We start from the raw sequence: 23,461 nt of genomic DNA on the forward strand, positions 1-23,461 counted from the left end.
CGCAAATGGACGGTGGAAGTGTCGGGAGCTTGCCGGACTTGCCGGCGGCCCGGCGACGTCAGGACGATGCCGGAAACACATCGGACCGGGCTGTCTGGGGTGAGCGATGACCGGGCGATCACTTGAGCTGGCGGCGGAGCCGGCCTCGTCGTTCCAACGTGGACTGTGGTTCCTCGCGCAGATGGATCCGGGCAGTCCCGCCCACAACTTCTCGGCTGCCTGGCGGCTGACCGGAGATGTCGGCCCCGCGGCGCTGGCAGCCGCCTTCTCCCGGCTCCGGTCGCGTCACCAGGCCCTGCGCACGCGGTTCGCCGACGTGGCCGGAACACCGGTGCAGGTGATCGACGACCCCGCCGGGGACTTCGCACTCACCCACGAGGTGGCGGATTCGGAGAGCGAGGCCGTCGAGATTCTGCGGGCCAGCGCTCAGGTGCCGATCGATCTGGCCAACGGCCCGGTCCTGCGCGTCACTCTCGTGCGGTGCGGCACGGACACCTGGTTCCTCGGCGTGGTGGTGCACCGGATCGCCTTCGACCAGCGGTCCGAGCACCTGCTGATCCGCGACCTCACCGCGCTGTACACGGCCCAGGAGCTGCCACCTCTCGCGGCGCGCCCGGCCGGCCGTGCGGGCGGCCGCGAAGAGGCACGGCGGTACTGGGAGAGCCGGCTGGCGGAGTGCCCGGCAGGACTCGATCTGCCCAGGCTCGGGCAGGACGGCGGTGGTCCGCTGTCCCACGGCGTCGAGGTCTCCGCCGGAATCGTGGACGCCGTCGCCCAGCAGGCCGGCTGCCCGGCGAGCACCGCGCTCCTGGCGGCCTGGACGCTGCTGTTGCACCGGTACAGCAGGCAGTCCGACATCATGATCGGCACGAGCTCGCCGGACCGCGATGGCGACGAGGACATCGGTTGCTATCAGCAGATCCTTCCGCTGCGCCTCGACGTGACCGGCGATCCGGCGTTCCGCGAGCTGGCCGAGCGCGTGCGCGGGACCCTGCGCGAGGCCGCGGCCCACCGCGAGCTCGGGTTCGACGAGATGGTCCGGGTGGCCAGGCCGAGCCGCAGGGGCAGGGGAGACTCCCTGTTCGACGTGTGGTTCGAGGCTTCCGACGACGACACGGTCCTCGCGTTGCCCGGCGTGAGTGCCGAACAGCTCGCGCCGGCCCCGGAAGCCAGGTATCCACTGGCGCTCACGGCTCGCCGCACGGGTGACGGGTGGCGGTTGTCGTTCGACTGTGCCGAAGGAGACCTTTCGGCCACCACGATCGCGGCGATGGCACGGCACTTCGAGCGGCTGCTCACGGAGATCGCGGCCGGCACCGAGATGCCGGTGTCGCGGATCCCGTTGCTGGACAACGAAGAACGTGCCGCACTGATCGCCGAACGCAGCATGGGACCTGTCCAGCCCGTGCCGAACACGACGTTGCTCGACCTGTTCGAGACGCAGACGGCGTCCACACCGGACAGGATCGCGGTACGCCTCGGCGAGACCGGGATGAGCTACGCCGAACTCGACGCGAGCGCCAACGCACTGGCCCACCGCCTGCGTGCGGCGGGCGTCAGTCCGGACGTCCGAGTCGCGCTGTACCTGGAACGCGGCCTGGAGATGGTCGTCGCGGTGCTGGGAGTGCTGAAGGCCGGTGGCGCGTACGTGGCCATCGACCAGCGCAACCCGAAGGACCGGATCAGCGCCGTGCTGTCCGAAGTGGATGCTCCCGTGGTGCTGACGTTCGACCGGTTGCGGCACCGGCTGCCTTCGACCACGGCCGAGATCTGGCCGGTGGACGGCATTCACGCGCAGGGTGGAGCGCCGGCCGGTCCCGGCAGCGGCCTCGACCCGGAGAACGTGGCCTACGTGACGTACACGTCGGGGTCGACCGGAGGGCCGAAGGGCATAGCCATGCCCCATCGCGCCGTGGTCAACCTGCTCTCCTGGCAGGCAGCCCACTACGGGATGAGCCAGGACGACCCGCCGCGCACGCTCCAGTTCGCGTCGTTGGCGTTCGACGTCTCGGTGCAGGACATGTTCTCGACGTGGATGGTGGGCGGCGAAGTCGTCCTGATCTCCGAGGACGAGCGGCTGGATCTCGCGCGGCTGCACGGAGTTCTGGACTCGCAGCGGGTCAGACGGCTGTTCATCCCGGCACCCGCCCTTCAGCAGGTGGCGGCGGGCTATCGGGAGGCCGGCGCGGCACCGGCGGCGCTGCGCACGATCATCTCCGGATCCGAACAGTTCATGGCCACCCCGGACGTGCGGCAGCTGGCCCGTGTTCCCGGCATGTCCCTGCACAACGAGTACGGGCCGTCCGAAACCCATGTCGTCACGTGCTACGACCTGCCGCTGTCCGACGACCAATGGCCGACGCCGGTGCCGGTGGGCGCGCCGATCGCCAACGCGGGCGTGTACATCCTCGACGAGCACGGGGAGATCCTCCCGGACGGAGTGATCGGCGAGATTCACATCGGTGGCGCGGGACTGGCTCGCGGCTATGTCGGCAAACCCGGCATCACGGCCGAGCGGTTCGTGCCCGACCCGTTCGCGGCGGGGGACGGGCGGCGCATGTACCGGACGGGCGACCTGGGCCGGTGGCGGCCTGGAGGCGAGCTGGAGTTCCTCGGCCGGGCCGACTTCCAGGTCAAGATCCGCGGCTTCCGCGTCGAGCTGGCCGAGGTCGAGAGCGCGCTGGAAAGTCATCCCCAGGTCAGCGAGGCCGTCGTGCTGGTGCGGGAGGCCCCGGCCGGTGACGCCAGGCTGGTCGGCTACGTGAGTCGCGTCGGCGGCGATGACCCGGATCTGGGGCAGCAACTCCGCGCCCACGCGGCGACCAAAGTGCCCGACTACATGGTGCCCTCCAGCGTGGTCGTGCTGGAGAAGCTGCCGCTCACGGCGAACGGCAAGATCGACCGGCGCGCGCTGCCCGCACCTCGATGGGACTCGCCCGCGCGGTCCTCCCGCGTGGCGCTGAGCACCTCCACCCAACGACGGCTGGCCGAGATCTGGTCGGACGCGCTGGGCGTCGCGGAGATCGGCGGCGACGAGGACTTCTTCGACCTGGGCGGCCATTCGCTGCTCGCCGCCGAGGTCCTCGCCGAGGTGCGTTCCTCGTTCGCGGTGGACGTCCCGCTGCACGCGCTTTTCGAGTACCCCACGATCGCCGAGTTCGCCGAGGTGGTGGAGAAGGTGGCAACAGCCGTTGAGCCCGTTGCGAGCCGACGACAAGGAGGCACGTCCGTGACACTGTCAACCGAACTGTCCAGGCAGTACGCCGAGGACGGGTACTTCCTGCGCGAACGGCTGTTCACGGCGGAGGAACTCGCGGTCCTGCGCGACGAGTCCGAGGCGGAGTTCGGCCGCCCGGGTCCACATAGGACGATGGAGGAGGACTCCGGGAAGGTCCGGGCGGTGCACGGCGCGCACCTGACGAACCAGGTGTTCCACAACCTCGTCCGCGACCCGCGTCTGCTCGGCCCGGCGACGGAGCTGCTCGGTGGCGACGTCTACATCCACCAGTTCAAGATCAACGCAAAGCACGGGCTGGGCGGCGGCATCTGGGAATGGCACCAGGACTTCATGTTCTGGCAGCGCGAGGACGGCATGCCGAAGCCGGACGCGCTGAGCGCCGTGGTGTTCCTGGATCCCGTGACGGAGTTCAACGGCCCCCTCTACCTCGTGCCGGGATCGCACCGCGACCTCCTCCCGGTCACCTTCGACGCGGAGGAGGACTGGGCCTCCACGCTCTCGGCCTCGCTGAAGTACCAAATCGAGCAGACGGCCCTGGGCGACGTCATGACCGAGCACGGGATCGTCGCCCCCCTTGGCGACGGAGGCTCGGTGCTGTTCTTCCACGGCCAGCTGCTGCACGGATCGCCGCCCAACATGTCCGCGACGAGCCGCAGACTGATGATCATCACGTTCAACGCGGTCCGCAACGCCCCCAGTCCGCAGGACCAGACCCGTCCGGAGTTCCTCTCCGCGCGGGACACGACACCGTTGCGGCCGGTCGGCCCGTCCGGTCCTGGTTGGACGGACCTGACCGCGGTCGGCGCCGTTCCGGGGACGGGTTCTCCGGACCCGTTGTCCTGAGCGACCGAAGTACGACAGGACAGGAGAGGCCGTCCACGTGACGGCCTCTCCTCGTGGGCTGTCGTCCCGATGCCGACCTGTATTCACAGTTGCTTCAGTGTGTACCAAACTAAACCTGCCACGTCACGTGCGTCATCACTGACCTGCTGCCACAACAGAACTTCCGCGATCGCGGTCGACGGCTACTTCGTTTCTCCAGGTTTCGAGCGGTGGCGGAAGCGGTCCGATGACGCCGGATTTCAATGCAGAACGAGACTCCCGGATATCCAGGCGCGTCGAGGGCCGGCCGGAGCTCGCCTGTCAGGTGCTGGTCGAAGAACGCGTTCACATACGTCCGCGTGATCTACTGAGTGCGTGCCGCGGTGTTCCAAGGGCGGTACTTCGCGGGGCGTGGAAATTTCGTGCGAGCCAGCCGTTGATCGTCAGCGTCCCGAATGATTCAGGAGCCTGGCTAAGCACGCCTGTGTCCTCGGTAGTGAACTTTCTGGATCGAAATTGGGCGAGTTCAATCGTTCGATGCAGGACCGATGCTCCTGGCGTGTCATGCGATGTCGTTCGGGGTGGCGCCCGCGCTCCGCACCTTGGTGGTCGCGTCGCTGTTGGAGACTCGACGGTCGACGCCACCCCGAAGGCAGTCAGTCACCTGTGCACGACCCTGATGTCAGGGAGACGTCGAGCGGATCAGACGCCCAGCCTGGTCCGCGTGCGCTGCAGAGCAGCCCTGGAACTCTGGGCGGCCGCGGTGGCCTGGAAGGCAGCCCAGGTGCCGATGGCTTGGCGCATCACCGTGATGGTGGCGTTCTCGACAACCCAGTTCTCCAGACGCCTGATGCCCGGACCGAGCTGCCCTGCCGAGGCTCCCGAGACGACACACGCGGTGAGCAGGTCGGTGATCGCCAGGTCGGTCTTCGGCTTGTCCGGCGTGATCTTCAGTGACACGTAGGTGCCCGCCACACCACCCAGGCAACCGCCCAGGATCGCCGCGACGACAGAACCCGTACCTCCAGTGACCGCCGAGACGGCAGCCGTCGCGAAGGTGGTGACGGCGAGTGCGACGGCGATGCCGGCGAGCTGCGCGAGCACCTGCTGGCCCACCGCGGAACCGTAGCCAGGTTGCGCCCCTTGTGCGGCTCCATCTTCTGAGCGATGCAGTCCTGGGTTGCGATCCCGCGAAGGTCGCTGTAAGCAGGCTGGCGAACCGCAACGCTTCTCGGGTGGCTGGACCGAGGAAGTCCAGCCGGTCGGTGATCGCCGCCCTGCCGGAGTCTGTTCCGGGTATGTTCACTCCTGGTTTCCTCGTCAGCCGACGGCAACAGCATCGGCGGGATTTTCGTATTTCGACGGAACGAAGCGGATAAATTGTTTCTTCTGGCTGGCTGAGATTGCGACCGGCTTGCAGGCGCGGCTATCCGTGATCTCCTGAATCCATCGGTTCGGTGATCGGGCTCTGAGGAGCTGTTGGTCCGCAACGTGCGGCAACTCGCCAGTAGGTTTCGTTGGAGCGGGAATGGCGAGCGGAAGCGGCGGCCCGGTCGCAGTGGGGCGCGGACAGGTGATCTTCCGCTGTGACTTGCTGGTTTTCGCTCCGGTCGTCATGCAACCGGCCTGCCGGGCCAGCACCCTGGAGATGTCATGGTGCGTGGCCGGCCGAGCGGAGGAATGTCGTGCTCTCGATCACGAGATCAGGTTCAGGTGTCGAACTGCGCTGGCGGGTACTGCTCGTCGTGCTGGCCTTGGGGCAGGTCCTGAGCCCACTCGTGATGTCGGTGCTGGGTGAAGGGGAGTTCCAGACGTCGAACCGCGCCGGTGAGCCTCCGATCGTTCCCGCCGGCTACGCGTTCTCGATCTGGGGCCTCGTCGAGGCGCTCTGCCTCGCCTACGCGGTGTGGGCCCTGGTCACCCGAGCACCCGGTCACCAGTTGCGTGACCGGCTCGCGCGGCCGTTGTCGGTGGTGTTCGCCGGGTTCACCCTGTGGCTCATCGCCGCCGAGGTGGAACCGGTGTGGTCGACGGTGGGCGTCTTCGTGGTGATGGTGATCGGTTTGCTCAAGGCCGTGCAGATCGCGCTCGGCGCACGTGCCGAGATCGGGCAGTGGGCGCGGGCGCCGAGGGTGCTGCTGTGGTCGACGCTGGGTGTGTACACCGGCTGGAGCAGTGTGGCGATCTGGGTCAACCTCACGACGGCACTTGCCGAAAGTGGAGCGCCGATCAACGGCACCGCCGGTGTGGCGGGTCAGTTCGCGATCCTGCTGGGAGCGACGGCAACCGCGGTCGCGTTGTTGTGGCGCACGTCCGGTCTGCTGTCCTACGGACTCGCAGTGGCCTGGGCGCTCGTCGCTGTTGTGATCGCCGCAGCCGAAGCACGAGAGCCCGTGTTGTCTGTGACAGCGGCGGTAGCGCTGGTTCTCGTCGCGGCGTCGACCGCGTGGTTCCGCCTGCGTCGGCCCGCTCTGGCCTGACCAGAAGTCCACCCAGACAAAGAGTCCTTCGTGGCCACCTGCCGGTCCCGCTCTCCTTGATGGACTGCCAGGCCGTGGTCGCTCGCGTTCGCGAGGACGACGAGCGCGGCGACGGGTCCGAAGGTCTTCTCGTCGAACCCACGACGCCGGGGCCGTCGATCGGATTGCCGCGCTTGGTGTGGATCGAGGGAAAGGAGTGGATCTTGGCGGAGGCCGGCTTCTTGGCGAGATCGTCAACGTGCGATGCGAAGCCGGACGCGGACCGCAGTTACTTAGCCGCCAGAAGTCCGGCGGGACGCGCCGCGGTGGAGGAGGTCGACCAGGGAGTCGAGCCATGGGCCTGTGGGGTCGGCGTGTTCGAGGAGTACTCGGTGCATGATCGCGCCGACCAGGCTGAAGATCACTTGTTGGGGGTCGGTGTCTTCGTGCCATTCGCCGCGGTCACGGGCACGTGTGGCGATGTCGAACACCGGTGACGCCTGCTCGGTCATCTCGCGTGCGGCGAGGGCGGCGATGTCGCTCGCGGCTCCGGTGCTGACGGCGGCTCGGGCAAGGGCGGTGCCTTCGGGGCTGGACAGGAACTCGGCGATGGGCTTGGCCAGGGCGTGCAGGTCGTCGCGCAGGTTGCCGGTATCAGGACTGTCGGCGAAGTCGGTGCGCAGTCCGTCCATTGCGGCGGCGACGAGCGCCTCTTTGGTTGGCCAGCGCCGGTAAACGCTGGTCTTGTTGACCTCGGCACGATGTGCGACGCGGTCGATGCTCAGTTTTTCCAGTCCGTTCTCGGCCAGTTCGGCGCGCGTGGCCGCGAGTACGGCGGCCACGACGGAGGCGCCTCGTGGACGTCCTGCGTCGCGGCGGCTCGACACGTCTGGGCCATCGCTCATCTTCTGCTCCGATCCTGCTGCCTGCTGTGGCGGTCGCTGCCGCAGCGCGGTCGACCAAGCGGGTTCCTCGCCATCATCGCAACTCGGGGTTGCATCCTGGGCGTGCTGGTCGACAAGGACGTGTGCGGGAGCCCGCCTCGCCTTCTCACGTAGTATTGCAACACAAAGTTGCAATGGAGGTTGTTCATGCGGATCTGCATCGTCGCCATCGACACCCGTGGTGGCGTCCAGCCCTACGCCGCCCTGGCCGGAGGGCTGCGGCGCGCGGGGCACGAGGTGCGCATCGTCGCCCCAGAGGACTTCACCGGCTGGTTGACGGGCATGGGGCTGGACGCGGTGCCGCTGACCGGACGGATGGATGACGCCGCGCGTGCGGCGGCCGGGGCGCGGTTCTCCGGCGGTGTTGTCCCCAGAGGAATGCGTGAGCAGTTGGTTCAGCAGTCGTTGCTGCACGCTCGCGAACTGCTCGACTACGCCGCGGGCAGCGACGCGGTGCTGGGGGGTGTGGGTGGCGGGGTGCTGGGGGTCGATGTCGCAGAACGTCTCGGTGTGCCGTTCGTGCATGCGCACCTGCAGCCTGTGGGCGCGGTGTCCTCCGCGCTGCCCGGTGTGCTGACGCCCTGGATACCGGGCTGGACCGGGGCGGTGGGCAACCTGGTCGGCTCGGCGATCACCGAGTCGGCGCTCACCCTGCCCTTCCGCGCTGTCTCCCGCGCCGTCCGCACCGAGGTGCTCGGCCTGCCCCGCCGCCGTTCCCGGCCGCGCCAGGCTCCGCTCTCGCTGTACGGGCTCAGCAGGCACGTCGTCTCCGCACCGGCGACCTGGAACCTCACCGGCTACTGGTTCCTGCCAGAGGACCGGACCTGGGCCCCGCCGGTGGAACTCGAAAGGTTTCTGAACGCGGGCGAGGCTCCCGTCTGCATCGGATTCGGCAGCATGATCGGCGCCGATCCCGCCGCGACCGCCCGGTTGATCACCGAGGCAGTCCACCAGGCGGGGGTGCGGGCGGTGCTGCTCACCGGATGGGGTGGGATGAGTGACATCGCCACCACCGACAACGTGTTCGTCATCGACCAGGCACCGCACTCATGGCTGTTCCCCAGGGCGCGGGCGGTGGTGCACCACGGCGGCGCCGGCACCACGGCGGCAGCCCTGCGTGCCGGCGTCCCCTCCGTGGTCGTGCCGCACGGAGTCGACCAACCCTTCTGGGCGAAGAGAATCGCCGATCTCGGGGTGGGCCCGCGACCACTGCCGCGGTCCACGCTGTCCGTCCACTCACTGGCCGCCGCACTCCACGCCGCTGTCACCGACGACCGCATGCGTACCCGCGCCGCGCTTCTCGGCGAACGGATTCGCACCGAGGACGGCATCACCGCGGCCGTCGACGTCCTCACCCGCGTTCTCCCTCCGGCGACACCAAGGTGAGAAAGCGCCAGAACCACACCGAGAGTCATGACAGGCCAAGCTGCCGTCGCAGGCGGCCACGACCAATTCACACACCGGCTCCATTTCGCCGAGCCGCCGGCTGATGACACCTGCTTCGCTGGGGGATCAGCGGCTCAGGTCCGGCCGGTGAGGCGAGTACGTCCCGGCGAGTGGCGTTCGAGGCTGTTGTTCACCGTTCCGGGCGTGCGTAGGTGGCGACGAGCTGGACCGCCTCGGACAAGGTGACCGGGCGGTGCGCGAACGGTGGCAGCACCGTGCTCTGCCAGCCGGAGCCGGCGACGAGGAGTATCGAGCCGGAGAGGTTGTGCAACTCCTCCAGGGGGACCTGGACAGCGAGATCGGTGTGGTGTGCCCAGATGACCGTGATCCTGGGTTTGAGTCGTGCGACCGCGTTGCGCAGTGCGGCGGCGGGGACGCGCGCGCCGAGGTTGCGCCAGGACAGGTCCTGTTCGGACAGTGCCGCGCCGAGGGCTTCCAGTGCGAGTACGTGTTGTTCGTCCGGCGCGCAGGACAGCAGTGCCGCGAGCAGGTCGGGTCTGGCTGAGCGGGGCACGCCGCGCAAGGCCTGCAGCACGCTCGCGCTGGCGAGGTGTTCGACCTCGATACCGCTACCGCTTTCAGCGATGTTCTCGCCGAGTTCGACCAGGCACGGTGCCAGCACCGACTCCCAGGCGGGGATGACACCGTGGTCGGCGACGAGCTTGGCCGCCAGGTCGGTCATCAGCGGCTCGTCCAAACGTTTCGCCGCGATGATGAACCTGTGGTGCGCGGCCGTCACCTCCTCGTCGGTCAGGAGACGCTCCGGCTTTGGTGGCCTGCTCGGAGTCTCCCGGTGGGCCAGCTCCGCGGCAGCCGCGGGAGAGATGCCCTGGCCGGTCAGCGCGACCATGCGGAGCAGCACCTGGACGTCGGCGTCCCGGTAACGGCGGTGCCCGCCGTCGCTGCGCAGTGACGGGCCGAGGCCGTAACGGTGGTCCCAGGTTCTCAGTGTGCTGGGAGCGATGCCGAGCATGGCCGCGACGGCGCGTGGTGTGTAGGTCATGCCCTGCGTCGTGCCTGCTGGGACAGGATCGTCCGCAACTCGCTCTCGCCGAGCCCGCCCCACACGCCAAAGGTCTCCTGAACCTGCAATGCGTGTTCGCGGCACTCCCGCATGACCGGGCAACGCTGGCAGATCGCCTTCGCTGTCGCTTCACGCCGCTCCCGTGCGGCGCCTCGTTCGTTGGGGGTGTGGAAGAAGTAAGTGCTGTCCATGCCGCGGCACAGACCGGACAGCTGCCAGTCCCACGACTCGGTGACGGGACGTGGCAGGCGGGAGAGTTCGGGCATGACGCACGTCCTTCGTGAGTTGATCGACCGGACGCAGACTAGCCCAAAATCGACTCAGAATCGTTTCAACCTGACGTGCGATCCGGTGAGACGCTGGTCGCAGAGACTGTCGCGGCGAGACGACCAACGGCTCACCTGACGAGTCACGCGACATCGACGAGGTTCGGTGATTCGCAAAGTGCCGACAGGCATTGCGGTGTTCTGCTCGGCTGGATGGCGGTCGAGCTTCTGCCGTCATGCAGAGCGCCAGCGGCCGCCATAGCGTTGAGGGCGGTTACGTGAACACGGCGAAAGGTGATCTCATGCGCTTGACCGCGGCAGCGGCAGCCATCGTGCTCGGGCTCTTCCTGGTTCCCGCACCGGCGTCGGCACAGGCCACCGGCGCCGACGTCCGTCCGGTGCGCTCGGTCGACCTCGAGCGCTATCAGGGCCGCTGGGTGCAGGTGGCGGCGATTCCCCAGCCGTTCCAGGCGCAGTGCGTCCGCAATGACAACGCGGTTTACACCCTGTTGCCGGAGGGGCAGGTGAAGGTGGTCAACTCGTGCACCCGTGAGGACGGCGGCATCACGTCCCTGGAGGGCAGGGCTCGTCAGGAGGGTCCTGATTCGACGTCGAAGCTGCAGGTCTCGTTCGCCAGGACCGCGGACGGGTGGAACTTCGATCGGCCGGGGACCTACTGGGTGATCGGTCTCGATCGCGACTACCGCTGGGCGGTCGTGGGTGCCCCGGACCGCATGTCGGGGTTCGTGCTGGCACGCACTCCCACTCCGTCCAAGAAGGACATCGCCGGTATGGCCACGGCACTGCTGCGCAACGGTTACGACCTTTGCGACTTCAAGGTCACGGCGCAGGACGGCGGTGCGCCGAAGCCCATGTCGCTCTGTCCTGGGCAGTAGCGGCCAAGACGGAGAACCCTTGTGGTGCACGACCTCATCGATGACCGGCCACGTCGTTGTGATCGGTTACGGCGCAACGTCGATGACCGCGTTGCGGCGCCCGCATTCACCTGGCGGCACCGTCGAACTCGTTGTAGTGGACATGGACGCTGTGCGGGCCGAGAAGTACGTCCGCGTAGGTCATCCGCCATCGGCGGGTAATTGCTCACCATCCGGCATGATCTCGGCCCTGGCTCGCGCGGGGTTGCCCTGGCAGCGGCTTCTGGTGTGCCCGGATGCGGTGCCGAGGTGGCATCGGGACCTTGTGAAGCGTCGCCATTGACGGCCATGCCAGTACGAGCGTGAACCGGGCGCTCAGCGCTGTCGCTTCGATCCGCCGCTTGGATGCTCATCAAAAGCTCTGCCTACCTCGTGCTGATTGGATGAGGTAGGCAGGACGGCAGGACGTGCCGGGAGCGCAACTGGCGGGGGAGGCTTGCCCGCGAACTCGGCCGCCTCGGTTTCGCACCTGGTTCCTTCCAAGGTCTGCTCCTTGCCGCGTCCGTTCCTCGGCACCACGTCCTTCGGCGGTGCCTGGTGACCACGTGCCGCCGGCGACCCGGTGTTGTGGAGCAGTCCTCTGGCGTCCGGTGTGGCCGGGGCCTTGGCCGAACCTTCGGCGGACAGCCCCGATCTGTTTCACTGAGCGGCACTTGCGTTGTTTCCGGTTTCTGCTCTGGCTAAGTTTCTCCTTGCATTGCAGGCATGCCTGCTGGACCTGAAGGCGTTCCCGGAAACGATGCTGCGAACGGCTGCGGCCGCGTTCCGTTCCGGACGCCGGTCCATTTCGCGCGGCCTGATTCTTTTCATTGTCTGTGGCAAGCCTTCAGTAGTTCACCGCTGGTCCTGGATGTCTTTGCGCAAGGCGCATGTTCCGACAGGGCCTGATCTGTGGTGCGTCGTGCTGGAGCTCGGCCATGAGTCAGTGAACTCGCTGAGGTGAGCAGTTCCGAAACAACCATCCCTTGACATGGGAGCGCTCCCATCGCAGTATCTAACTGCGAGCTCCTAAACGGCTCGCGTCCGTCCGGTCACTTTCTGGGTTGATGAAGAACAAGGTGGCCAATTCCTCCTTGTCGACGCGGTAGCGATCTCTGAAGCGGCCTGGTCGTGCTTCTCGTGGTTCTCTGTCGCGCCCGCCCTTCGTATCGCCGAGCACTGACGACCGGAATCACCCCGGAGGTACTTGTGGTCAGCTTTCGCTCTCGTGTCACCGCTGCGCTCGCAGCCGTCATTCTCGGACTGGTCGGCGTCGCCGTGTCGCCGGCGGTCGCCGATGCCGCCCCGCTGCCCATCGGCGGCAACTTCACCGACAACTTCGACTGGTGGGACACCGGCCGCTGGCAGAAGGCCGACGGGTGGACCAACGGCAGCATGTTCAACGTGGGCTGGCGCGCTGACCACGTGGGGTTTCAGGGTGGCGCCATGGGTTTGAGGCTGGACACCACGCCCTGCCCCAACGGCTGCTCGGGCAGGCCCTACGCCTCCGGCGAACTGCGGACTGCGAACTTCTACACCTACGGGCGCTTCGAGATGCGGATGAAGGCGGCGAAGTCGAGCGGCGCCGTCAGTGGCTTCTTCACCTACACCGGTCAGACCGACGGTCAGCCCTGGGATGAGATCGACATCGAGATCCTGGGTAAGAACCCGACCCAGATGCAGACCAACTACTTCACCAACGGCACCGGCAACCATGAAACGATCATCAACCTCGGCTTCGACTCGTCGGCGGGGTTCCACGACTACGCCATCGAGTGGCGCCAGGGCCGCATCCAGTGGTTCGTCGACGGCCGCCTGGTCCACACGGAGAACGGTTCTCGTGGTCCGCTCCCCACTCACCCGCAGCGCTTCATGGCGAACCTGTGGGCGGGAACCGGTGTCGACGGCTGGACCGGTCCGTTCAACTACACCGGCCCGTTGAACGCCGTCTACGAATCCGCCAAGTACACCGCCTTCTGACGCCGGACAGTCCTGTCCCGCGACGAACTCCTGCCGTCGTCGACAGGTGAACCCGCCTCGGAGGCGACGGCGGGAGCGACAGCCGGCCCGCCCACTCGAAGCCCTGACTCCGAGTGGGCGGGTCGACTGTCGCTGTGGGACGTCCTGCGGGCCGCCCCGCTGTCCGAACGGAGGGGAACCGTGCCCGAGTGACAGCTGACGGTCGGAATCCCGAACGGACTCAGAGCCCGGTCGGCTGCTCTGCGCGGCCGACGTGGTCAGGGTTCGGGTGGAGGGTCGCGCGCGGGGGAGAGGCTGGACGACCTGATCGACGTGTTGAGCCTTGACCAGGCAGCTGAATCAACCGGAATATGGGACTTTCGTGATCCGATTCGCGCCGGTCCACGGTGCTTCGCTGATCCCGGGGAGGGATTCGATCGCAGTGCGCACTCTGCCTCCATGTGAGACGGTCACCCGATTGAGTTAGTTTTCGTGCCCGAATGCGGTGGTTCAGGTTTTCTACAGCTTGGGCGCTTATTGTCTCCAGCTATGCTCCTCATCTCCTCCGCCGGCAGGCGTGTCGGAACCGCGCTTTTCGGTTCTGTTCTTCTGATTTCCGCCTGCTCGCCCGTTCAACAGAACTCCGCGCCGCCACCGAGCGGTTCCACCGTCTCCACCGCGCCCGCTGGAAATAATGCGGTCCCAGCGTGGTCCGGGGTCATCGATCCGAAGTCGATTCCCCTCGGTGACGGCAAGTTGAGCACAGCGCCGGTGAACGGGTCCCTGTTCTCGTGCAGAACGAAGTTCAACGGTGGTGGGGCACAGGTCGTCGGGCCGTGGATCGACATGGAGAAGAAGACGTGGGATTCGACGGCCAAGGTCCAGGTCTCTGGCAGCAACACCTGGCCTCAAGCCAGGTACAGCGAAGCGGTCGACGGCGACTTCAGGGTGCTCAGGACGAACAACCTGCCAACGGAACAGGTCACCGGCAACTTCCCTGTCGCGAAGGATGACCCCGCCTACCAGTACGATCGCAACCCGAACAGCATCGGTGAGAAGTCGGTCGAGATCAAGCTGTCCCTCAATCCTGCGTCCACCGCTGCCGGCTGCGTGGACCAGGGCGCGATCGGCATCCTCAAGAACGGGGTTTTCCTTTTCAACGCGGTGGATGCGTCAGGGCGGGACGCGGCCGCCCATGAAGCCCAGGACAAGTGCGACGGGCATCCTGAGGGCTCAGACTCGTACCACTACCACAACATCCCGTCGTGCCTGTTGGCCGCCGCGCCTTTGGCGGGGTCGACACTGGTCGGTTTCGCGCTCGACGGATACGGCATCTACATCGAGCGCGATGTGAACGGACACCTTCCGGGCAATGCTGATCTCGACGAGTGTCACGGTCGTACCAGCACTGTGACGTGGAACGGCAAAGAACAGTCGATCTATCACTACAGTGCGACGTTGGAGTACCCGTTCGTGGTGGGTTGTTACCGCGGAACGCCGATTCCGACCCCTGACGCCGACTGAGGCCAGTTTCCGCTGCACAAGAAGAGCCTGGTCACCGCGCTCGCGGTGACCAGGCTCTTCTTGTGCAGCGGCGTCCTTGCCCGGTCAGGTGCAGCTGGTGCCAACAGTCTGACGGCCGCCTGTCTGCTTCCTGACCTCGCGTCCAGCGGATCTGACCGTACACATCATCCACTTTTCACGCGCGAGGAGAAGTTTCTTCCGATATCCCCCGGCTGTTTCGCTGGGCGGCACATCCGTTGTGCATGGGTTACGTCGCGTTTAATGTTTCTTTCAAGCCGCTCTCCCACCCCTTTGGCGGCGCAGATTGCAGTTCAGTGGCCAGGAAAGTCGTTTGCGACCGTAAGCATCGACATGGCTCGCGTGGCTCTATTCGAAATGCTTTCGAGAGGAGTTGAGAATGAAGATCACATGGTCACGCAAGCTGTTCGCCGTGGCGGCGGCCAGCCTCGTGATTTTCGGGGTCGTCCCTGCCGGCACGGCCCAGGCTGTCCAGAGCTGCCACTGGTCGTTCACCACTGGTAAACACGGTTGCTCCGGCTCCAGCAGTGTGCGTTCCAGTGGTGACGTCATCGCCGCCAAGATCTTCTCCGGAGTCGAGTACTCCGGTGACGTGCTGACGCTGTGGGTTCCCAGGCCGTGCTCGGGAAACACGTACGGCCTGACACTCACCGGCTCTGTCTGGGAGAAGTCCGTGAAATCCGGTCAAGCCTGGTCGACCTGCAAGTTGTGGCTCTTCCAGAGCAACGGAACGAAGTACGGCCCGTTCACCGGAAACCATCCGGACTTCACCTTCGCGTCTGCCTACATCACCAAAATCGGCATTAGCTGAGAGGCTGAGGATGATCAAGACAAGCACGATCCTGACCGCGCTTGCATTGGCTGTCGTGGGATTCTTCGTCACCGTTCCTGCTGCGAACGCCACTCATGCGGGCTCACCGACCTCGCAGCAGTTGCTGGGCAAGTGCGGGTCGGCGGACTACTGCCAGTTCAAGCCCAGTGGGGCCATCGCCGTCTTCAACGAGTCGTACAAGCTCGCGGGCAGTTCGACGAACTGCACGAATTTCAACCAGACCAGGGTGATCCGGTACGAGTCCACCACCGGTGCGACCGACTCGTGGGGGATCGAGATCGCGGCCAAAGCCGAGCTGAAGAAGATCTTCGAGGTTTCGGTCAAGGTCAGCTACAGCCACACGTGGAGCTGGAGCGATACGACCGCGAACGAGATTCGCCAGGACGTCGGCGCGTACGCGAAGGTCAACATCTACCTGGCCAAGCAGAAGTCCAAGGTCAGCGGCACGTGGGAAATCCACTTCGGTTCCACGTACTACGGCCACTACTACTGGTACGTGAACGGCTCGGTCACGGGTCAGGTCGCGGGCCAGCCGTGGGACGTGAAGTCCGTCCAGGCCACGGCCAACTGCTGATTTCAGTCGGATGTGGGGCTCCGGCGCCGCCGCCGGAGCCCCCTCTTCTTCGGAGACTCACATGCTGATCAGATTGTTGGCCTGCGTGGCCGCCTTGTTCGCGCTGGGCGCCGGTACCGCGGCCGCCCACGTGACCGTGCAGGTGCCGGACAGCATTCCGGAGAAAGGCGGGTACGGCACCGTCGTGGTGCGCGTGCCGAACGAGGAAACTTCCGCCACCGCCAAGCTCGAGCTCACGCTCTCGCCCTCTTACGGGATCACGACCGCACGCACGCGACCTGTCCAGGGCTGGGACGCGTCGGTGCTGCGCGGTCCTGGCGGAGTCGTCACCTCGGTCGTGTGGACCGCCCGCCCAGGAAGTGAGATCCGCGGCGGTGACGAGTACTACGAGGACTTCGGCCTCACGTTGGGGCCGCTGCCGGCCGACGCCGACCGGATCGCTCTGCCGGCCACTCAGTTCCTCTCCGACGGTGGCACCGTGGGGTGGGACGACCAGCCAGATCGCCCGGCCCCGGCTCTGGAACTGGCCGAGCCGTCCACGCACGACCACCACGGTGGGGTCGCCCTCCCGCCCGACGTGCCGTGGGTCGCGGTCATGAGCGGGGTGGGCGTGGGTCTGGCGCTGGCCATCGCCGGGTTCTTCATCCTGCGCCGCAAGGAGATCTCGTGATGCGGGCACTGGCCGTCGTGGCCGTGCTGTTCCTGTGCGTCGTCTCACCTGCCCCGGCCTCGGTGTCTGCTGCGTTGGTGGCCACGAGTCCGCGTGCCGACTCGACATTGTCCGTTGCGCCTCAGTACGTCCGGTTGACCTTCGACCACAGCATCGCCGGTGGTGGGCCGTATTCGATCAGCGTGACCAAGGGTGACGAGGTGTGGTCCGAGCCGATGATCGGTGCCGACGACACCGTGATGACCGTGCCGATGCGCCCTTCGATGCCTGCGGGCGAGTATCTGGTCAGCTATCAGCTGACGCCGCCGGGAGGGCAGGCTGTGACGGGGCAGTACCGGTTCTCGGTGTCCACGTCCACGACACCGGTGTGGGTCTGGATCGCGGTCTTCCTGGTCGTCGTCGGCGCACTGGGGACAGCGTATCGACTGGCTCGCCGGTGACACCTTCCTCTTTTCCCGCAACGGGTTGATGGAGATCGCTGGAATCCGGGGCCCAGTTCTCCGATCGCGACGCAGGATCAGCTGACGCCGTTGGCGATCGCCCGCATGGTCTGTGATCTGAGGCCGGAGAATCGCGCGTGTTCCAGCCTGGCCGTCCAGTCGAGTTCGTCCACAGCGGCCTCGTGCCGCTCCTGGATGACCGCGCACAGCAGTGTGTCGTCGCCGCGACGCGCGAGCTCCAGGAAGACACGAGTGGTCTCGGCTTGGAGCACGAGCGTCTGGGTTCTCTGCGCGAGTCTCGTCAGAGCTCGGGCCAAGCCGTGCCAGTGAAAGCGATTCCGTGAGTCGAGGTCCCCTTCAGCCAGCGCCAAGCGCAGCTGACACAGGCCCCACATTATCTCCGTTGTGGCGGCGACCGTGTCGAAAGGGCTGATGTGACCTGTCACCGGTGCGGACCGAGCCAGGTCAGCAACTTCGGCCGACTCTCCGATCGCGATTTTGGCGAAGCAGATGTGTGACAGATAGAGGCTCAGAATCTTGGGCGGCCACCCCATGTCGGCCGGCGTCCCAGTGTGGATCTCGACGCCGATCCTGCCGTGCAGTTCGACGACACTGCGATAGAGCTCGACGGATTTCGACGGCCGGCGCTGTTCCAGGCTGATGGCGAGCTGGCATCGGCGGGTCATCAACAGGGAATGCAGGAACTGGGCCAGTGCCGGCTGCAACAGTGCGGCCGGCTCGGTTTCCAGCGCGTCGACCAGATGCGACACCAGCTGATCGCTCAGCTCGGTGAAGCCGATCATTCCCGCGCCGATCGCCGCGGCCACGAACGTGGACATCTGATCTGGTCCGGCCGGCATCTCCTCGGCCGCGGCGAGTACCTCGTCCAATCTGGACACGGCGACTTCCACGTTCCCCAGGAAGAAGGCGGCGGCAATCCCGTACCCCAGCACCTTTGCCTTGGCGGCGTGGTCGTCGTCGTTCTCCGCCGACCTCAGCACCAGACGACACGCTTGTTCGGCATCGGCATACCGCACGAGAACAACCATTGTGGCGCAGTAGATGTACATCAGTTCACGCCAGCGCGCCCTGGCCGCGGCCGTGACCGGTTCCGGCCCGATGTCCGATATCAGTTCGAGCACCTCTGTGAACTCGCAGGCATCCAGATGTCGCCACAGCTTGGTAATCAGGGGATCGTCCGCGAAACCGGTCGTGAACACGAACAGATTCTCTGTCACTTCGAGTCGACCCGCAACAGCTGTTCCGTCACGACACAGTGAGATATCGTGTGCAAAAGATAGCCGCCATGTCCTGCAATCGTAGCCGAGGCCGGTCGAAGCATGCGGTTATGCGCATATGCCCGCGCTTTTCTCGGCTCGGCTGGAAAACACGGTGCGGGGCGCAGGTCGCTCCGACGCTGTGGACTTCGCCCCTGCGGCGCGTCTCGCGACAAGGCCCTCCACCTGGTGCCGGTCGGGCCGGAAACCCCTCCTGAACTGCGGAGCGTCGCGATGCCCATTTGTGACCGATGCATGTGAAACGGGCGGTTTTCGGAAGCGAAACGCCGTTACCTCTCCCGCCGCGCCTCTGCGTCGAACCCGCTCGAACAGGCGTCGTCACCTCGCCATGAGCCACCAAGCCGCCTCTATCTGCGGAGACGTCCCGTGTCCTGGCGGCTTCAGCTAAACGTCAGGTTTGTGTGGTTGAGCAACCGGCCGCACACAAGTTTTCCAAACAAGACGTACACAAAGGTGCTTGACGCATCGGAAACCCCGTACTTACAGTTTCGAAAGTTGATATCGGAAGCGAAACCCCTGCTTGCAGGCCTGGCTGGCGCGATCTGTGAAGCAGTTCGCGGCCGCCCGCGACTTCGGGGCAGATGGAGGTGCGTGCAGTGGTGGATGAGCTGAAGGCGGCGCGCGAGCCGGGGCAACCGATGCTGGAGCGGGCGTTCCGGGTGCTGCGGACGTTGGGTGCCGCGGACCGGCCACTCTCGCTGACGTCGCTGAGCGCGAGATCGGGTCTGCCGAAGTCGACGGTGTTGCGGATGACGCGGACCCTTGTGGGGCTCGGGATGCTGGAGCGGTGCACGGAGGGCTGGTACACGATCGGGCTGGGCCTGTGGGAGCTGGCCACACAGGCTCCTCGAGCCGAGGAGATTCGTGCGACGGTTCTGCCTTCCATGTGGGAACTGCACACGACGATCGGACAGCACGTCGTGCTGGGCGTACTCGACGGAACGGAGGCGGTGGTGATCGAGCGGTTGTCCGCACAGGGGGCGGTCAAGACGTTGTACCGCCTCGGTGGCCGTCTTCCGCTGCATGCGACGGCAGTCGGGCAGTGCCTGCTGGCCAACGCTCCGATCGGCCTGCAGGAGCAGGTTCTCGCCGGCAGGCTGGTGACGGCGCCGGAGAACGAAGCGATGTGTTCGCAACGCCTGAGAACACGGCTGGCCGCCGTGCGCAACGACGGCGTGGCGGTGGTGAGCCATGTGATGCCGGAGGGCCACACCGCCGTGGCCGCACCGGTGCTGGACGGGCAAGGCCGGGTGAGGGCGGCGCTCGCCGTCATCGTTCCGTCGCCCGGCTGCAACGTGGTGGCTCTCCGCGCTGCGGTCACCGCTTCATGTCATGCGCTCAACCGCGCCATCCGGGACCTTCCCCGTCGATGACACCAGGCTTCCGTGCACGGCGTTTGTGAAAGATCCGCTGTTTCACCCGGTGACGAAGGTGCGGAGCCCAGCGGCGCGCAGCGAGTCGGCAACTGGGTCAGGCAGGCGCCTGCTGGTGATGCACGCGTCGACGTGTTCGAGTGAGCAGGCGAGGTGTGTGCCAGGCGCGTCAACGGTTCCGGGTGGGATGACGACGACGCCTCGGCGTGCGGCGAAGGCCGTGCGGCGGCGAGCGAAGGCTTCGGATTCTGTGTGGGCCAGCAGGCCGTCGACGCTGATTCCAGCGCAGCTGAGTATGGCCAGATCGGCGAGGACGTCGGTGTCCTCATCGGGCACCACCCGGTGGGACACGTTCAAAGTGCCGGCCGGAACCACCACGGTGAAGCGGTCCAGGTGGTCGGCGAAAGGCGCGAGAACCGTCAGCGACTCGGTGTGCACGACCACGCCGGACAGATCACGCCTGCTCACCAGCGCCTCGGCCACCGAGCGCACGCCGGGGCCGTTGTCCAGGACGATGGTGTCGCCGCTGCGGACGAATGCCGAGGCCATGGCACTCACCGCCGAGTCGGACCAGTCTTCGAGGCCGACAGGGCGGGCGGACGGCAGCGCCGTCGCCGTGGCACCGCCACGAACACGTTGCAGAGCACCGAGTTCGTCCAGGCAGCGCAGGTCCTGGCGGATCGTCACCTCGGAGACGCCAAGCCGCTGAGCCAAGGATCGCACCTGGACGAATCCTTCTACCCCGATCAGGGCGACGATGTGGCGCCGTCGTCCGGCGATGGAGAGGTCGGTTGCCTGCTGCCCGGCATCCACTGCGTCTCCTCCGCGTAGTGCCTGTGCTTCAAAGTGGCAAGCCTGACCAGGAGCCGACTTACGACTTCGAAGGAAGGTGCCGAAACTCAATGTACCCTGGCGTTCACGTCGGGGATTGTTCGTCGATCGCGCACGGCCGAGGGGAGGAGAAGCACTTGCCAGGTCGAGCACCGGCAGAGCGCGCCTTCCGGCAAGTTCATCTTCTCGACATCGTGGCACGGTCCAGCTTTGCGGCTGTCAGCGATCTGAGTCGGGAGTTGCAGGTCTCGGAAGTGACCATCCGCGCGGATCTGCGTGATCTGGAAGAAGCGGGGCACGTCCACCGGGTCTGGGGCGGCGCTCGTCCCGCGGGTGCACCGCGTCCGCGGCCGAGTCGCGTCGCTGAGTCGATGTCGGCGATGGCGGCAGCGCTGCTCCGTCCCGACGATGTCGTCCTGCTCGCCGCGGGTGAGCTCTCGGCACGTGTCGCCGCGGCGATGGTCGAACGGCCCGAGCTGACCGAGGTCACGGTCATCAGCGGCGACCTCCAGGCCTGTGAACAGCTCGCCGGCCACCTCGGTCGGTTCACCGTCCGTGTCACCGGTGGCACCCTGCGCGGCGCGGTACTGGTGCCGGCGCGGGTTGGTGGGCATCGGCGTGATCAAGTCGACCTCGCCTTCGTGCCGTGTCACCGCATAGGCGAAGATGGCATGGTTTATCTGACGGATGAGCAGGCTCCGGCGGCTGCCGCGCATTCCGTCGTCACAGCCGAACGCACTGTGCTGTTGTTCCCCTCGAACATGTTCGCCACGAGCGGCGGGACGCCCTGGCTGCCGATCGGTGAAGTCGATGCGGTGATCACAACGCCGGTCCAGGACCATTCAGTCCTGCAGAGCCTGCGTGCCGCAGGGGCTCAGGTGCTCATCGCCGGCTCCTGAGACACGATCTGCAGGTGTCCACGCCATGTCACGACGTGCCGGCATCTACTCCTGCGGCTGGTGGCCGGCGACGCAAGTCTCTCGTGATTGAGGAAGTCGCGTCATGTCCATACGGCGTTCAGTGAGTAGAAGACAGTGTTCCGCTCGCGCAACGCAGCATTCGCGTTCCACCGCACTGCAATCGGTACGGCACGTCCAGAGTCGTTGCGATGACACCATTGACGCGCAAGGTGTCAACGATGCTGTCCAGCAGCGGGTGCGGTACGGACATCCTGTCGGTGACGGGGAAGATTCTGACTTCGCAGGCAACGCGCAGGAGTTCGGCCAGGAACTCAATCGTCGTGTTCTCGTCCAACTGACCGGGATGGGCGAAGAGCAGGTTGCCGCTCAATGCGAGGTCGAAGCTGTTGTCGGGAAAGGGTAGTTCGGGAAGGCGGGCGGCTGTGTAGCATTCGGCATTCTTCACGTAGTCAGTCAGGAACGAGTCAATCGACGCGGAAACTTCGGCTCGGTTGACTGACAGAGGGCCTCTGGACTGCTGTGTGAAGGGATCGGCGCCGGCGTCGTGGAAAATGCGGTGCAGGTCGCCGTGAGCGCGAGCTTCGAGCTGATCCGCGCTCAGTGCGTAGGCCGGGTCAACGCTGGTCACTGTTCCGCCCAGGGCGCGTACCTGGGCGCCGAACGGACTTACTCCTGCTGGGCAGTCCAGAATTCGGGCGGCCTTGACGGTGTCGTTGGTCAAAGCGAACATCGCCTGGTAGTCGGCGAGAGGCCGGGGATTGGCGTACACCTCTCCCAGGCCCCGCAACAGCGAGCAGAACTGTGGGCGGTACGGGGTGAGTTCGCTCACTTGCTCTCCTGGGGGCGGCGGCGATTTCACCGTACTTCTGATGGTGATGCGATCGCTATGGGTGGACCAGAATCAGCCACATTCGGTCCTTCCTTCGGCGGAAATCGGGCAGCCGTGCCACATATCGTCTGTGTGATCTTGGTCAAGGCTTCGCGGATCGTGCTCGGCGGGCACGCGAGAATCGTGGAGTGTGGACGCCGAGAACAACTCGTTGTCAGTCTCTTGTCGCCGGGGAGATGATGCGACGCGTTCCTCGGACGCGGTCACGACGTGGTCCCGATCCGTTGCGCCACAGCGGTCTTCGCCTTCAGGCTGGGCATGCGGTCGTTGCCGCACGACAGGTCAGCCCCGCACGCTCACAGCGTGCGCGTGAACACGGACGTGAGCAGAAGGTGGCGGCTCTGGTGCTCGATGAACTCGTCCATCCCGCGCGTGTCGCGGGCGGCGCATCTCCGCAGGCTGCGGACGCGATGGCAGCGTCACTGCTGGCATCTGCGAAGAGCGTCGGGTACCCGGCCTGCCGGTAGAAGTCCGTGCAGGCGTCCAGGGCCTACCCATCGCGGTCGATCACGGCCATGCACCACCTCGCGGCAGTCCGCCTGGTGCCCTCCTGCTCGGTCCCGCATCAGTCGCGGCAACCTCGACGCCGGTACAGGCCACCTCGCCGCAGTCGGCGCCGACTGTGGTCCGCACGATTCTGGCGATCCGTTTCGACCCAGCCGAGCCGCGGTACCAGACGGTCACCCTCATCACGCGGCCGATGACGGCAGCCGAACTGAGGGTGAACTGCGGGGTTGACCAGGGCATCAACCCAGTCAAGACGAAGCCGGCGGTCAAGCGCGTGATCAAGAAGGCACGTGCTGGCCACAAGCAGGGGTGCGCCAAGGCGAGAGCACCGTGACAGGTGGGGTGGGGCCTCGGCGTATGACGTCGGTGCCCCACACCCAGGGGCCTGTTTCGCGTCTGTCGGTACTAGCGTCAGGCTTTCGGGTCGGACGGCTTGCCCGCGAGCTCGCCGGCCGTGTCCTGGGCGCTGGTGCCCTCGGTCACGTGGTTCTTCGCGCGTGCGTTCTCCAGGGC

At 66.3% G+C, this 23,461-nt stretch carries 20 protein-coding genes; 12 read left to right on the forward strand and 8 right to left on the reverse strand.

What is annotated here, in order from left to right:
* Positions 1–106: 106 nt before the first annotated feature.
* Entirely contained in the window at positions 107–4,081 is a 3,975-nt protein-coding gene (locus tag ACIRG5_RS10400) for an amino acid adenylation domain-containing protein (protein WP_402903009.1), read from the forward strand.
* 681 nt (positions 4,082–4,762) lie between these two features.
* On the opposite strand, the gene ACIRG5_RS10405 is transcribed toward ACIRG5_RS10400, so the two are convergent.
* Positions 4,763–5,176, reverse strand: a complete 414-nt coding sequence (locus ACIRG5_RS10405) for a hypothetical protein (protein WP_402903012.1) — start codon at positions 5,174–5,176, stop codon at positions 4,763–4,765.
* A gap of 204 nt (positions 5,177–5,380) precedes the next feature.
* Positions 5,381–5,677 carry a hypothetical protein gene (locus ACIRG5_RS10410; RefSeq protein WP_402903015.1) on the reverse strand — a complete coding sequence of 99 codons (297 nt, stop codon included), beginning with the start codon at positions 5,675–5,677 and terminating at the stop codon, positions 5,381–5,383.
* 68 nt (positions 5,678–5,745) lie between these two features.
* Between ACIRG5_RS10410 and ACIRG5_RS10415 the strand changes: the two genes are divergently transcribed.
* Complete coding sequence (locus ACIRG5_RS10415) at positions 5,746–6,540, forward strand: hypothetical protein (protein WP_402903018.1); 795 nt, start codon at positions 5,746–5,748, stop codon at positions 6,538–6,540.
* Between the two features lie 272 nt (positions 6,541–6,812).
* Here the strand turns inward: ACIRG5_RS10415 and ACIRG5_RS10420 are convergent, their stop codons facing one another.
* Positions 6,813–7,361 carry a TetR/AcrR family transcriptional regulator gene (locus tag ACIRG5_RS10420; RefSeq protein WP_402903021.1) on the reverse strand — a complete coding sequence of 183 codons (549 nt, stop codon included), beginning with the start codon at positions 7,359–7,361 and terminating at the stop codon, positions 6,813–6,815.
* Positions 7,362–7,610: 249 nt separating this feature from the next.
* On the opposite strand from ACIRG5_RS10420, the gene ACIRG5_RS10425 reads away from it, so the two are divergent.
* Complete coding sequence (locus tag ACIRG5_RS10425; protein ID WP_402903024.1) at positions 7,611–8,849, forward strand: glycosyltransferase; 1,239 nt, start codon at positions 7,611–7,613, stop codon at positions 8,847–8,849.
* 190 nt (positions 8,850–9,039) lie between these two features.
* Here the strand turns inward: ACIRG5_RS10425 and ACIRG5_RS10430 are convergent, their stop codons facing one another.
* Both ACIRG5_RS10430 and ACIRG5_RS10435 read right to left on the reverse strand, forming a co-directional pair.
* Entirely contained in the window at positions 9,040–9,912 is an 873-nt protein-coding gene (locus ACIRG5_RS10430; RefSeq protein ID WP_402903027.1) for a MerR family transcriptional regulator, read from the reverse strand.
* Entirely contained in the window at positions 9,909–10,199 is a 291-nt protein-coding gene (locus tag ACIRG5_RS10435) for a WhiB family transcriptional regulator (RefSeq protein ID WP_402903030.1), read from the reverse strand. Before ACIRG5_RS10435 ends, ACIRG5_RS10430 begins: the two co-directional genes overlap by 4 nt.
* A 302-nt stretch (positions 10,200–10,501) precedes the next feature.
* Here ACIRG5_RS10435 and ACIRG5_RS10440 point away from each other — a divergent pair, with 302 nt between their 5' ends.
* The 7 genes from ACIRG5_RS10440 to ACIRG5_RS10470 all read left to right on the forward strand — a co-directional run bounded on the left by ACIRG5_RS10440 (position 10,502) and on the right by ACIRG5_RS10470 (position 17,130).
* Positions 10,502–11,095, forward strand: coding sequence for a lipocalin family protein (locus tag ACIRG5_RS10440; RefSeq protein WP_402903032.1), 594 nt, complete (start codon positions 10,502–10,504; stop codon positions 11,093–11,095).
* A gap of 1,227 nt (positions 11,096–12,322) precedes the next feature.
* Positions 12,323–13,093: a glycoside hydrolase family 16 protein gene (locus ACIRG5_RS10445; RefSeq protein WP_402903035.1), complete on the forward strand. Its 771-nt coding sequence runs from the start codon at positions 12,323–12,325 to the stop codon at positions 13,091–13,093.
* Positions 13,094–13,621: 528 nt separating this feature from the next.
* Positions 13,622–14,596, forward strand: a complete 975-nt coding sequence (locus ACIRG5_RS10450; protein ID WP_402903037.1) for a YHYH protein — start codon at positions 13,622–13,624, stop codon at positions 14,594–14,596.
* Between the two features lie 391 nt (positions 14,597–14,987).
* Positions 14,988–15,425, forward strand: a complete 438-nt coding sequence (locus tag ACIRG5_RS10455; RefSeq protein WP_402903040.1) for a hypothetical protein — start codon at positions 14,988–14,990, stop codon at positions 15,423–15,425.
* Positions 15,426–15,435: 10 nt separating this feature from the next.
* Positions 15,436–16,020: a hypothetical protein gene (locus tag ACIRG5_RS10460; RefSeq protein WP_402903043.1), complete on the forward strand. Its 585-nt coding sequence runs from the start codon at positions 15,436–15,438 to the stop codon at positions 16,018–16,020.
* A 61-nt stretch (positions 16,021–16,081) separates the two neighbouring features.
* Entirely contained in the window at positions 16,082–16,690 is a 609-nt protein-coding gene (locus ACIRG5_RS10465; RefSeq protein WP_402903046.1) for a DUF1775 domain-containing protein, read from the forward strand.
* Positions 16,690–17,130, forward strand: a complete 441-nt coding sequence (locus tag ACIRG5_RS10470) for a copper resistance protein CopC (protein WP_402903140.1) — start codon at positions 16,690–16,692, stop codon at positions 17,128–17,130. The genes ACIRG5_RS10465 and ACIRG5_RS10470 overlap by 1 nt, the downstream gene beginning before the upstream one ends.
* A 77-nt stretch (positions 17,131–17,207) precedes the next feature.
* Here ACIRG5_RS10470 and ACIRG5_RS10475 read toward each other — a convergent pair whose 3' ends face one another.
* Complete coding sequence (locus ACIRG5_RS10475) at positions 17,208–18,350, reverse strand: hypothetical protein (RefSeq protein ID WP_402903049.1); 1,143 nt, start codon at positions 18,348–18,350, stop codon at positions 17,208–17,210.
* Positions 18,351–19,024: 674 nt separating this feature from the next.
* On the opposite strand from ACIRG5_RS10475, the gene ACIRG5_RS10480 reads away from it, so the two are divergent.
* Positions 19,025–19,801, forward strand: coding sequence for an IclR family transcriptional regulator (locus ACIRG5_RS10480; protein WP_402903052.1), 777 nt, complete (start codon positions 19,025–19,027; stop codon positions 19,799–19,801).
* A 42-nt stretch (positions 19,802–19,843) separates the two neighbouring features.
* Here ACIRG5_RS10480 and ACIRG5_RS10485 read toward each other — a convergent pair whose 3' ends face one another.
* On the reverse strand, positions 19,844–20,785 hold the full coding sequence (locus ACIRG5_RS10485) for a DeoR family transcriptional regulator (protein WP_402903055.1): 942 nt from the start codon (positions 20,783–20,785) through the stop codon (positions 19,844–19,846).
* On the opposite strand from ACIRG5_RS10485, the gene ACIRG5_RS10490 reads away from it, so the two are divergent.
* Positions 20,704–21,531: a DeoR family transcriptional regulator gene (locus ACIRG5_RS10490; RefSeq protein ID WP_402903058.1), complete on the forward strand. Its 828-nt coding sequence runs from the start codon at positions 20,704–20,706 to the stop codon at positions 21,529–21,531. The two genes, ACIRG5_RS10485 and ACIRG5_RS10490, sit on opposite strands and share 82 nt — an antisense overlap.
* Before the next feature lie 118 nt (positions 21,532–21,649).
* Here ACIRG5_RS10490 and ACIRG5_RS10495 read toward each other — a convergent pair whose 3' ends face one another.
* The gene (locus ACIRG5_RS10495; RefSeq protein ID WP_402903061.1) at positions 21,650–22,381 is read right to left on the reverse strand and encodes a class I SAM-dependent methyltransferase; all 732 of its coding nucleotides are present in this window, start codon (positions 22,379–22,381) and stop codon (positions 21,650–21,652) included.
* Between the last annotated feature and the right edge of the window lie 1,080 nt (positions 22,382–23,461).

Origin of the sequence: Lentzea sp. NPDC102401 (assembly GCF_044765805.1) — a bacterium.
Lineage (GTDB): Bacteria > Actinomycetota > Actinomycetes > Mycobacteriales > Pseudonocardiaceae > Lentzea > Lentzea sokolovensis.